The 12,051-nt window shown below is 61.7% G+C and carries 10 protein-coding genes; 5 read left to right on the forward strand and 5 right to left on the reverse strand.

Translation table 11 applies throughout. The annotated features are described in order from the left end of the window. The 4 genes from RHE_RS12315 to RHE_RS12330 all read right to left on the reverse strand — a co-directional run bounded on the left by RHE_RS12315 (window position 1) and on the right by RHE_RS12330 (window position 3,822). Window positions 1-417, reverse strand: a complete 417-nt coding sequence (locus RHE_RS12315) for an organic hydroperoxide resistance protein (protein ID WP_011425668.1) — start codon at window positions 415-417, stop codon at window positions 1-3. Window positions 418-595: 178 nt separating this feature from the next. Beyond that, entirely contained in the window at window positions 596-1,918 is a 1,323-nt protein-coding gene (locus RHE_RS12320; protein ID WP_011425669.1) for an ATP-binding protein, read from the reverse strand. After that, window positions 1,915-2,655 carry a response regulator gene (locus tag RHE_RS12325; RefSeq protein ID WP_011425670.1) on the reverse strand — a complete coding sequence of 247 codons (741 nt, stop codon included), beginning with the start codon at window positions 2,653-2,655 and terminating at the stop codon, window positions 1,915-1,917. The genes RHE_RS12320 and RHE_RS12325 overlap by 4 nt, the downstream gene beginning before the upstream one ends. A gap of 114 nt (window positions 2,656-2,769) precedes the next feature. Beyond that, complete coding sequence (locus RHE_RS12330) at window positions 2,770-3,822, reverse strand: alpha/beta fold hydrolase (RefSeq protein ID WP_011425671.1); 1,053 nt, start codon at window positions 3,820-3,822, stop codon at window positions 2,770-2,772. A gap of 358 nt (window positions 3,823-4,180) precedes the next feature. On the opposite strand from RHE_RS12330, the gene RHE_RS12335 reads away from it, so the two are divergent. Continuing rightward, entirely contained in the window at window positions 4,181-5,956 is a 1,776-nt protein-coding gene (locus tag RHE_RS12335) for a cytochrome c biogenesis protein DipZ (RefSeq protein WP_042118583.1), read from the forward strand. 54 nt (window positions 5,957-6,010) lie between these two features. Continuing rightward, window positions 6,011-6,769, forward strand: coding sequence for an alpha/beta fold hydrolase (locus RHE_RS12340; RefSeq protein ID WP_011425673.1), 759 nt, complete (start codon window positions 6,011-6,013; stop codon window positions 6,767-6,769). Window positions 6,770-6,928: 159 nt separating this feature from the next. On the opposite strand, the gene RHE_RS12345 is transcribed toward RHE_RS12340, so the two are convergent. Beyond that, window positions 6,929-9,145, reverse strand: coding sequence for an OmpA family protein (locus tag RHE_RS12345; protein ID WP_011425674.1), 2,217 nt, complete (start codon window positions 9,143-9,145; stop codon window positions 6,929-6,931). A gap of 330 nt (window positions 9,146-9,475) precedes the next feature. Between RHE_RS12345 and RHE_RS12350 the strand changes: the two genes are divergently transcribed. From RHE_RS12350 to RHE_RS12360, 3 genes are all read left to right on the forward strand, one after another. After that, window positions 9,476-10,249, forward strand: a complete 774-nt coding sequence (locus tag RHE_RS12350; protein WP_011425675.1) for a transporter substrate-binding domain-containing protein — start codon at window positions 9,476-9,478, stop codon at window positions 10,247-10,249. 113 nt (window positions 10,250-10,362) lie between these two features. Further along, entirely contained in the window at window positions 10,363-11,169 is an 807-nt protein-coding gene (locus RHE_RS12355; RefSeq protein ID WP_011425676.1) for an ABC transporter permease, read from the forward strand. After that, a complete protein-coding gene (locus RHE_RS12360; RefSeq protein ID WP_011425677.1) occupies window positions 11,166-11,996 on the forward strand; it encodes an ABC transporter permease in 831 nt (276 codons plus the stop codon). The genes RHE_RS12355 and RHE_RS12360 overlap by 4 nt, the downstream gene beginning before the upstream one ends. The last annotated feature ends 55 nt before the right edge of the window (window positions 11,997-12,051 follow it).

Consider the following 12,051-nt stretch of genomic DNA (forward strand, 5'->3'; position numbering starts at 1 on the left):
TCAGGCAATGCTCAGCTCCACATGGATGTTGCCGCGCGTCGCCTTCGAATAGGGGCAGGTTCGGTGCGCCTCGTCGACAAGCGCCTTTGCGACATCTGCTTCGATGCCGGGCAGGCTGACCTGGAGGCGGACCTGTAGGAAATAGTCGCCCTCGGTCGTTCCGAGATCGACCTCGGCGTTCACCGCGGTCTCCGTGGGAAGCCTCACCTTCAGCTTGCCGGCGGCAATGCCGATCGCGCCGATGAAACAGGCCGACCAGCCGGCGGCGAAGAGCTGTTCGGGATTGGTGCCGGGCCGGGCGCTGCCGGGAGGCGAGAGCCTGATGTCCAGTTCTCCGTCATCGCTCTGCGAGGCACCGTCGCGCCCGCCGGTGGTGCGGGTCCTGCCAGTATAAAGAACCTTGTCGATCTTGATCATGGAAACACTCCTTGTTGCGTCGCTTCATGCGACTGGCCGCTGACGCGACCGGATTGACGGAGTGTGGTTTGACGGATCGATATATCCGGCATGTTTCCGGAAACCGCCGAAATGTCACAAAAGGTAGCATCCGGTGTCCATGACATTTTCGCGTACAAAACATTCCGACATTTTGACGTCACCGAATGGTGACTTCAGCCACCAGTCCGCCACCCGAGCGATTGTAGAGCCTCAGAGATCCGCCGATCTTCGCCGTCAGCTGCTGAGCGATTGCCAGCCCGAGACCTGTGCCCCCCGTCTCACGGTTACGGGATTGCTCGAGCCGGAAGAAGGGCTGCATTGCGGCTTCGAGCATATCATCCGGAATGCCGGGTCCGCGATCCATGACGCTCATGACGACGGAATTGTCAGCGCCGCGCTCGACGCTGATCTCGGCGGCGCCGGCAAACTTCAATGCGTTGTCGATGAAATTCGACAGGATGCGGCGAAGGGCGTGCGGCCTGGTGAAGGCGGCGCCTTCAACCAGCCCGACGACCGTCACGGCCTTTCCAGTGTCCTGATAATCGTAGGCTATGCTGTCGATGAACGATGCGAGGTCGATGCGAGCGTTCTTTTCCCCGCTGCCGTGGGCGCTGCGCGCATAGGCTATGCCGTCCTGGACGAGGCGCTGGATCTCGGCGAGATCGTGCACCAGCTTGTCCCTCTCGGGTGAATCCTCCGCCATGTCGGCGCGCAGCCGCATGCGGGTGATCGGCGTCTGAAGATCGTGCGAGATCGCCGCCAGTATCTGCACCCGTTCCTCGAGATAGTGGGCGATCCTCTCCCGCATCGCATTGAATGCTCTCGCCGCATGCGCCACCTCACTCGGCCCGACCTCGCTCAAAGCCTGACCGTCCTTATCCGGGTCGAGCGCATCGGCGGCAGCGGCAAGTTCGCCGAGCGGCCGGATCGCCTGGCGGACCGCAAACCAGGTGCAGAGAACGAGCAGCGCCATCTGGATCGCGAAGACATAGGGCAGCCATGCGGCGATCGGCATGACCCCTCTCGGCGTGACATCGATCGTCAGAGGAGTGCCGTCACTCAACGTCAGATGCGCCTGCAGCCGGCTCACCTCACCCGGAATTCGTTCGACGCGGATCGGAAAGCGATGCCCGGCGGCCGCCTCTATCTTTCCTGCGATCTCCCTCGCCTTGCTGGAGCTGTCGGGTACACCGAGCAGGCCAGGGCCAAGTTCGAAACGGTAGTTGCCGCGGCTCAGCCAGTCCAGGAGGTCGCCGCGCTCGCTTGCCGGAAGGCGGTCGAGGACCGCAATCGATGTTGCGACGTCATTCTCCAGCGTGCCGAGCATCACCGCCTTGGCCGACATGTAGCGCTCCATGTAGAGAACGCTGAAGGAAAGCCCATAGGCGAAAGCCAGGCCGATCAGCAGGATGAGAAAGATCTGCGATCGCAGCGTTCTCGGCCACATCAGGCCCGGCAGGATAGACATGCTCGCGCTCATCGGCGCGGCTCCGAAATTTCGACCGGAACCGAAAAGACATAACCTTCGCTGCGCACCGTCTTGATATAGGTCGCCTCGCGCGCATCGTCCCCCAGACGCTGCCGCAGGCGGCTGACAAGAAGATCGATCGAGCGATCGAAAAGTTCGGCGTCGCGGCCCTGCGTCAGGCTCAGAAGCTGGTCGCGGTTGAGCACGCGCTGCGGATGGTCGATGAAGACGCGGAGCAGGCGGTATTCGGCGCCGCTCAGTGCAATCGCGGTTCCGTCCTTGTCGAGAAGGTGACGGGCGACGGTATCGAGCCGCCAGTCGCCGAAGGTCAACAATTGTCCCGCCTCGCTGATCTGCAGGTTGGGCGGCAGCATGCGCGCGCGCCGCAGCACCGCCTTGATGCGGGCAAGAAGCTCGCGCACGGCAAAGGGCTTGGCAAGATAGTCGTCGGCGCCCATCTCCAAACCGAGAATCCGGTCCATCTCGTCGGTGCGGGCCGTCAGCATCAGGATCGGGATTGCCTTGTGCCGGCCGGCGCGCAATTCCCGGCATAGCACCAGCCCATCGTCGCCAGGCATCATGATATCGAGCACGATGAGGTCGACGGCATTGGCTTCCAGAAAGCTGCGCATCTGGCGCCCGTCGGCTGCAACGCTCGTCCTGAGGCCGTTCTTCTGCAGATAGCCCGAGACCAATTCGCGGATTTCACGATCGTCGTCGACGATCAGGATGTGATCGACATGATCCATAATTGCCTTTCCTCAACGCTTGTGGCCGCGCCCACCGCCTCGTCCACGGATGTCGAAGCGCCAGACGCGACCTACGCTATTCCGCCGGTCCGGGCAACGAGCCTCTGTTGCCGATCAGAAGCGATCGACGTCGATGACCGCCTGGGCGAAGGCCTGTGGCGCCTCCTGCGGTAGATTATGGCCGATACCGCCGCCGATCGTGCGATGCTCGTATCTGCCGGAAAATTTTCCGGCATAGGCGGAAGGTTCCGGATGCGGCGCACCGTTTGCATCGCCTTCCATCGTGATCGTCGGCACCGAGATCATCGGCAGGGCGGCAAGCTTCTTCTCATAGGCATCATACTTCGCCTCGCCTTCTACAAGCCCCAGGCGCCAGCGATAATTGTGCACGACGATATCCACATGGTCGGGATTGTCGAAGGCGGCCGCCGATCTGTCGAAAGTCGCATCATCGAAATTCCACTTCGGCGATGCCGTCTGCCAGATGAGCTTTGCGAAGTCCCGTGTATTGCTCGCATAGCCCAGGCGTCCGCGTTCGGTAGCGAAGTAGAACTGGTACCACCAGGCAAGTTCCGCCTTCGGTGGAAGCGGCTTCTTGTTGGCCTCCTGGCTGCCGATCAGGTAGCCGCTCACCGATACCATCGCCTTGCAGCGTTCGGGCCACAGCGCTGCCATGATATTGGCGGTTCGTCCGCCCCAGTCGTAACCGGCAACGACAGCCTTTTCGATCTTGAGCGCATCGAGCAGGGCGATCATGTCGGCGGCAAGCGCCGAAGGCTGGCCGTTGCGCGGTGTCTCGTCATCGAGGAAGCGGGTCGTGCCGTAGCCACGCAGATAAGGCACGATCACTCTGTAACCGGCGGAGGCAAGCAGCGGCGCGACGTCGACAAAGCTATAGATGTCATATGGCCAGCCGTGTAGCAGCAGCACGACCGGAGCATCGGCCTTTCCGGCCTCGGCAAAACCGATATCGAGCACATCGGTTTTGACCTGCTTCAGCGCTTCGAACGACCTATTGGTCCCCGCCTTTACGTCAGGCAGCGCTCCGATGGAAGGCTGCGGCTGTTGCGCCGCGGCGGCGCCGGCCACGCCGAATTCCACGGCTGCGAGCGCGATTGCCGTCATGCCGAAGAAACGACGGCGGTGATGATTGATTTGCTCTGACATCGGTCTCTCCTGTCGAATGGATCATGGCGCTCAGATGACGTTCGGCTTGTATCGCCCATATGTCACAGGCTGCGGTTTTTGAATGCGAGTGTAACCTCCGCCTGCCGAGATACATTCTGATACAAACGCGCCACCTCCGGCAGGGCATCCGGCGGGCTATCGCAGTTTTCGCCGCAGCCTCTGTGGAGAAGGCAGTTTGTATTCTTTTGTATCGGCCGCGCTCAGCGCAATAGTTCGGTACATTTTCCTATCAAACCAGACACATCGGAGATACCTCCGCCCGACTATCTCCCAGCCATTGCTGGTTCAGGCCCATCGCCGTCCAGAGCCCGATCAACCGGTTTCAAAGGAAACGATGATGACACTTCTGATCATTGCCTATCTCGGAGGCGTGCTGACCATTCTCAGCCCTTGCATCCTCCCTATCCTCCCCTTGGTGTTCGCCCGAGCCGGCCAGCCTTTCGTCAAGAGCACGCTGCCCATGCTGGCCGGGATGGCTGCTACTTTCGCGTTGGTCGCCACGCTTGCAGCGGTCGGCGGCAGCTGGGCGATCCGTGCCAATGAATATGGCCGCCTCGCAGCGATCGTCCTGCTCGCGCTCTTCGGAGCGAGCCTGCTATCTCAGCGCTTTGCAAGCACGCTTGCCCGCCCGATCGTCGATCTCGGCAACAATCTTCTGAATGCCAGCGGTAGCGGACGCACTGCGCCGACGGTCAGGAGCGCGCTCATCCTCGGCGTCGCCACCGGCCTGCTATGGGCGCCCTGCGCCGGACCAATTCTCGGCCTCGTGCTGACCGGCGCTGCATTGCAAGGCGCCAACCTGCAGACGACCGCGCTCTTGATCGCCTATGCCGCCGGTGCTGCGACTTCGCTTGCCGTCGCCTTGCTTGTCGGCGGTAAGATCTTCGCCGCAATGAAGCGCTCGCTCGGTCTTGGTGATCGAATCCGCCAGGCTGTCGGCGCTGCCGTGTTGGCGGGCGTGGCGGTTATCGCGCTCGGTCTCGACACCAGCCTGCTGGCGCGCCTTTCCTATGCCAGCACTGCCTCGCTGGAACAGGCCGTTCTGGACAGGCTGCATGCCAGGCCGGCCGGCGGCACGCCCTCTGCGGTGGCGAGCAACGACACCATCGTTCCCGCGGCCGATGGAAGCAAGCCTTTCCACAGTGATCTGCCCGTCGAAGCTTATGCGCCTTCCTTCGACGGCGCGGTTGAATGGCTGAACTCGAAGCCTCTGACCAAGGAGCAACTGCGGGGCAAGGTGGTGCTCGTAGACTTCTGGACCTATTCCTGCATCAACTGCATTCGCACCATTCCCTATGTCAGGGCCTGGGCGGAAAAATATGCGGACCAGGGCCTGGTAGTCGTCGGCGTGCACGCCCCGGAATTTGCCTTTGAGAAGAAAATCGACAACGTCAAGAAGGCCATCGGCGACTTTCAGATCGGCTATCCGGTTGCGATCGACAATGATTACAAAATCTGGCGCGCCTTTGAAAACAGCTACTGGCCTGCCGCCTATCTGATCGATGCCAAAGGTCAGATCCGCTATCATCATTTCGGTGAAGGCAACTACGGCAGGACCGAAAAAGCCATCCAGGATCTGCTGCGCGAAGCCGGCAGCCAGATGGCGGATACGGCCCCGGTCGCGCCCGATGCCAGAGGCGTGGAAGCAGGTCCCGACCTCGCGAATATCCGTTCCGGCGAGACCTACCTCGGCTACGCACAGACCGAAAATTTCGTCTCCCCCGAAGGGCTGCAAGCCGATACGCCGCAGAACTATTCGATCACCGAGCCCGGCATCAACGCATGGGGCCTGTCCGGCAGCTGGACCATCGGTAAGGATCAGGCAACTCTCGACCAGGCGGGCGGCGGCATCGCCTATCGCTTCAGCGCCCGCGATCTGCATCTCGTTCTCGGACCCGGCGCCGACGCCAAACCGATCCGCTTCCAGGTGAGGCTCGATGGCAAGGCGCCAGGACCCGATCACGGCTCCGACATCGATGCCGACGGCAACGGCACGGTGACTGCGACCAGGCTTTACCAGCTGGTGCGCCAGTCAGGCACCGTCACCGCCCGCAACTTCGAAGTCCGCTTCCTCGATCCAGGCGTCCAGGCCTACGCCTTCACCTTCGGCTGAACCCGAGGCGGTTCCACATCCCGCTCTTCAACATCGACCACAAGGAGTAACCTCATGCACAAGCATCTGACTTTCATCGCAGCCCTTGCCTTCGCCACCGCTGGAATCGCGTTCGCAGCCGAGGCTGCCGCGGTCAAGAACATCGTGATCGTTCACGGCGCGCTGGCCGACGGCTCGAGCTGGCGCAAGGCGACCGAGACTCTCGAAAAGCGCGGTTTCAACGTCACCATCGTCCAGGAGCCCCTCACCTCACTCGATGACGATGTGGCGGCGACGAAGCGGGTCCTCGACCTCCAGGAAGGACCGACGCTCCTCGTCGGCCACAGCTACGGAGGCATGGTCATCACCGAAGCCGGCAACAATCCAGGCGTTGTGGGCCTCGTCTACGTCGCCGCCTTCCAGCCCGACAAGGGGGAAAGCCTGCTAAGCCTCGCCAGTTCGAAGCCGGCCGGCAGCATGGACATCAAGGAAACGAAAGACGGAAAATATCTCTATCTCGACCCGGGCGCCTTCGCGGCTGATTTTGCCGCCGACCTGCCCAAAGCAGAGTCCGACTTTCTGGCAAAATCCCAGGTCTTCGCCGCGAAACAGGCTTTTGCGGCCAAGATCGGCGAGCCGGCATGGCGGACGAAGCCGAGCTGGTCGATCATCGCCACGGAGGATCACGCCATCAACCCTGACCTCGAACGCGACATGGCGAAACGAGCCGGCAGCGAAGTGACTGAGATCAAAGCCAGCCACGCCGTCTTCGCATCCCAACCGGAAAAGGTCGCCGAGGTCATCGAGAAGGCGGCAAGCAAGACCGGCAGGTAGGCAGGACGGGCGGCTGGTGCGAGAACTGCACGTGCCGCACGCATCCAACCTTTTAGCTAGGACCGAGGAGTTCGAGCAGGATCATTCCACTCTTCCCGTGCCCCAGCCGCAAAGCAAAAGCCAGATGCCCCTCTCCACGAATGGAGAGGGGCACAGCATTTACCGGTTGGCTGCGACTGGGCGAACCAGTGGGGTGACGCGGCGGATGGTGACGCGCCGGTTTTCTTGTTCGGGGCCTGGTGTGTTGACCTTCAGGTAACGCTCGCCATAGCCCTGCGTCGCCATGTTTTCCGGCGGGATGCCGTAAACGTCTGAGAGCACGTTGGCGACCGATTCCGCTCGCTGGTCGGAAAGGACCAGGTTGCTCTGGTCTGAACCGACAGCGTCCGTATGACCTTCGATCAGGAAGGTTTCGCTCGGATCCTTCTTCAGCACCTGGTTGATCGCGTCGGCAACCTTGCGCAATGTGCGCGCTTGGGTCATCGGGATCTCGGCGCTTCCGGTCGCGAAGGTGATCGTGTCAAGGTCGATCCGGCGCACCTTATCGCGAATACGGGCGGAATATCTCACCTCGTCAAGCGAATAGACACGCTCCACCTGCTCGACTGGGGGCTCGCTGAGGAATTCGTAGTAGTCCCGGTCAGGATCGCTGCTGGTGTCGATGATATAGTCGTTGAGCGGGACACGCAGCCGCATTGGCGGCAAATCAGCACCCGGGTCATCGAAATAGCCGCGATCAGGATCCTCGTAGAGTTCAGGTGAGTAGTAGAGCACATATTCGCGCCCGCGGGCATCGACGCGCGACCGCTGGATGATGTCGCCGTAGCGGTTTCGGATAGTAACGATGCGATAGCCCTCAGGCCGCGTGATGGTCTCGCGGTAGCGGTTGTCCGGCAGCTCTTCATAGATCGGCCGTTCGCCGTCACGCACGAACCGTCTGTCGTCGTCACTGCGCACGATCACCTGGTTATTGTACTGGATGATCAGCCGGTTATCGTCGGTCTGGTCGTCGATGCGCGCTCCCTCGGGACGGGCAAATTGCGGCCGCGTGTCGAGCCTCGTGCCCTTCTCGCTGGTCACTGCCTCGAGCTTAATCGCCGGCGCAGCCGCCGCCGCAGCGGCCTGCGCATCGGCATCCGAGGTCGGCACCTTCACCTCCTGGCTCTCGGCCCGCAGCTTGTCGCGGTCACGGCGGCTTTCGCGGCCCTTGCTGCGATCGGCATCCTTGTCGCTGTCGAGCACGGCCGCACCATTCTCGACCGGCAGCACGACGGTTTCGTTGCTCTTGGCCGGGTCGGCGGCAATCGCCTTGCGGCGCTGCAACTCCTCGGGTGAAACCTTTTCCGGCGCAGGAAGAGCCTGCTCCACCTGCTGGCCGCCGCTGGTATCCGGCGCCGGCTGGGCCGTGTCGGTGGCGGGCGCAGCGGGCTGTTTGGCGGCAGGCTGTTCGCCACCGGGCTGTTCGCCGGCGGGCTGTTTGGCGACGGGTTGCTCACCGGCGGGCTGTTTGGCGGCAGGCTTTGCAGCTGTGCCCTCCGTCGGCGCTTCGGCGGGCGTAGCTTCAGGAGCGGCCGCCTTGTCTTCGGCTGGCTTCACCGCCGGTGCTGCAGCCTCGCCCTTCTTCGGCTTCTTGGCAGGAGCTTCGGCAGCGGGTTTTGCCTCCGGCTCGACTGCGGGTTTGGCCTGCTCCTCAGTCGGCGTCACCGCCTCGGGTGCGGCAGTCTCGGTCTTAGCCTTGCCCTTATCTCGGCTCTGGGCCTTGTCTTGACCCTTTTCCCGTTTGCTACCTTCCGGCTTGACTTCGGGCTGGGCCTGTTCCGCCTCCGGCTGGGCTTGCTTTGCGGCCGGCTGCTGTTCAGGCTCCGGCTGAGCCTCCGGCTCGGCTTGCTCAGCCTGCTGCTTCTTCGGCTTTTTCGGCTTTTCCTGCGTTACCGGCTGCTGTTCTTCCTGCTGCGGCTCGGCCTCCGGCTGGGCTGCCTGCTTGGCTTTCCGCTCCGGCTTGCTTTCGGCCTTCGGCGCGGGCTCCTCCTTCGGCGCTTCGGCCTTCGGCGGTTCCGGCTCTGCCTTGGGTTCGGGCGCAGGCGCCTCCTTGCGCTCGGCCTTCGGTTTCCCGGCAGGAGCCTCCTTCGGCTGCTCGGCCGCCGGCGCCTGTTCGGCCGGGGCTTCCTCCTTCTGCCTGCGCTTCTTCTTCAAGAGCTCCTCTTCGGAGGGCGCGTCCTGTGCCACTTCGAAACTGCCCTGTTCGATCTGCCGCGCGGCCGCAGCCTCGGGCGCGGAGCCGCGCGCGGCAACCATTGCAGATGCCGGCTGCAGCGCCAGCGACAGGGAAAGCAGCGGGAAAGCTGCGCTTGCAAACAATCTTGATTTCTTGCCCATCGGGTTTCCTCGATCCTGTTTGAGCTTCATGAAGGCCGACAGGCCTCGGTTCGCCCTAGTTTCGCAATGAGGCGAAACGGCGAATTGGCAAAGCGCCAAACCGCCGATTTGTTCCGTTTCTAGGAATTCGCGGATTAACCTCCCGTGAATGTTGCAGTCTGCTTTCGTTCATCTCGCCTGTTATTTGCACCGTACAATTCCGTGGGATTTCTGTTGCATTTCCGTGAAAAAAAGTCTGATTATCGCCGCAAGGCGGTGCCCGTCACCGTTGAACAGCAGCCGTCAGCCCAAGACAAAAAAGCGCGATGGCTACCAACTGAGAGGATCCTCATGCATATCTCTACCCGTATCTTCGCGGCAGCCTCGATCGCGGCAATGTCGCTCTTCGCCGGGTCGGCCATGGCCGATGGCGAGAAATACGTGATCGGCACCGATTCGACCTATCCGCCTTTCGAATTCGTCGATGCCAGCGGCACCATCCAGGGCTTCGACATCGATATCGCCAAGGCGCTCTGTGCCGAAATGAAGGCCGAATGCTCCTTCGTCAGCACCGACTGGGATGGCATCATCCCGGCTCTGAACGCCAAGAAGTTCGACATGATCGTCTCCTCCATGTCGATCACGCCGGAGCGCCTGAAGCTCGTCGACTTCTCCAACAAGTACTACAACACCCCTCCGGCCATCGCCGTGCCGAAGGATTCGAAGATCACTGACGTTGCCGGCCTGAAGGGCAAGGTGATCGGCGCACAGACTTCCACGACGCATGCCAACTACGCCGAGAAGCACCTCGCCGACACCGAGCTGAAGCTCTATCCGACGGCCGACGAATACAAGCTCGACGTTTCCAGCGGCCGTGTCGATGCGGTCATCGACGACGTTGTCGTTCTCTCCGAATGGGTCAAGTCCGACGCCGGCGCCTGCTGCAAGATCCTGACGACCCTGCCGGTCGACAAGGAAATCAACGGCAACGGCGCCGGTATCGCCATCCGCAAGGGCGATCCGCTGAAGGAAAAGCTCAACACTGCGATCGCTGCGATCCGCGCCAGCGGTGAGTACAAGAAGATCCAGGACAAGTACTTCGATTTCGACGTTTACGGCGAATAAGAAATTCGGTATCTGGCCGATCAAGCGAATGGCGGAAGGCTTGCTCTTCCGCCATTTTTGTTTGACAAAGGTGGCAAGATCAAAACGGCAAAAGCCGTGAGGGGAATTCTCGCATGGGCGGATTGTTTTCCGCGCTCGGCTCCTTCTGGAGCTGGATTGTGCACATTTTCGATCCGCTTTGCGGACCCGTCGGCATCTTCACCTGGTTAGGTCAGTCGACGATTCTTGCTTGTGGCGATACCGGCTGGGGCGACGAAATCGCCCTTGGTCTGCAGGTCACAGTATCGGTGGCGATCGTTACCCTGCCGATCGGCCTTGTCATCGGCTTCCTCGTGGCTCTCGGGCAGCAGTCGGAAGAAAAATCGCTGCGGCTGGCGGCCGGCATCTACACGACGATCTTCCGCGGCCTGCCGGAGCTTCTGACGCTATTCATCATCTATTACGGCATGCAGATGCTCATCCAGTCTCTCCTGGAGCTTGCCGGCTATGTCGGGCCGCCGGTCGAGATCAACGCCTTCCTGGCCGGCGTGATCGCTTTGTCGGTCGTCTTCTCCGCCTATTGCTCGGAGGTGCTGCTTTCGGCCTTCCGCGCTATTCCTAAAGGCCAATATGAGGCGGGAGATTCGCTCGGCCTGCATCGCGGCCGCACGCTGCGGCTCGTCATCCTGCCGCAGCTTGTTCGCATCGCCCTCCCCGGTCTGACGAACCTCTGGATGGTGCTGCTGAAGGACACGTCCTACGTCTCGATCATCAGCCTTGCCGACATCCTGCGCCAGACGAGCGTCGCTGTGCGGGTGACCAAGGAACCGTTCTTCTTCTATGGTATCGCCTGCTGTCTCTATCTGGTGCTCGCTATCCTCTCCTCCTTCCTGCTTGCCTATGTCGACCGCTGGGCCAAACGTTCGGAGGTCCGCCGATGAGCTACGCTGAGACATTGATCCCGCCGCAGCCTGCACCTCGCAAGGTGGCAAAGCCGGTCACGGCGGCACGCCTGTGCGGCTACGTCTTCGTTGTGGTCTGGGCTCTGTTCGCCGCGCTGCTGATCTTCACCGTCATCAACGGCTGGGATCCGGAGAAATTCACCCGCTACGGACCGCGTTATCTGCACGGGCTCTGGGTGACGCTCAGCCTGGTTGCCATCTCCGTCGTTTGCGGCGCCATCCTTTCCCTGCCGCTCGCTATGGCGCGGCTGTCGAAGAACCGGGCTCTTAACTGGTTCGCCTATGGCTATATATATTTCTTCCGCGGCACGCCGCTGCTGGCACAGCTCTTCCTGGTCTATTACGGCCTCGGCGTCTTCCGCCCGCAGCTGGAAGCCGTCGGCATCTGGTGGTTTTTCCGCGAGGCCTGGTATTGCGGCCTTCTTGCCATGACGATCAATACGGCGGCCTATCAGGCGGAAATTCTGCGCGGTGCAATCGAGAGCGTACCGCACGGCCAGCGCGAAGCAGCGGCTGCCCTCGGCATCCATAGGATCATCGCCTTCCGCAAGATCATCCTGCCGCAGGCCTTCATCGTGGCGCTTCGCCCCTACGGCAACGAGATCATCCTTTTGATCAAAGGCTCGGCGGTCGTCGCCATCATCACCGTGCTCGATCTGATGGGCGAAACCCGCTACGCCTTCTCCCGCACCTTCGACTACCAGACCTATCTCTGGGCAGCGATCTTCTACCTCACCATCGTCGAGGCGCTACGCCATCTCTGGGCATGGATCGAGCGTCGACTGACGCGGCATCTCAAGCGCTGAGAATGACGCCAAAAGCGTATCGCAGTTTTGGAACGGCGGATTGCTAAAGCAGCTT

Source organism: Rhizobium etli CFN 42, assembly GCF_000092045.1.
In the GTDB taxonomy this organism is placed as follows: Bacteria; Pseudomonadota; Alphaproteobacteria; order Rhizobiales; family Rhizobiaceae; genus Rhizobium; species Rhizobium etli.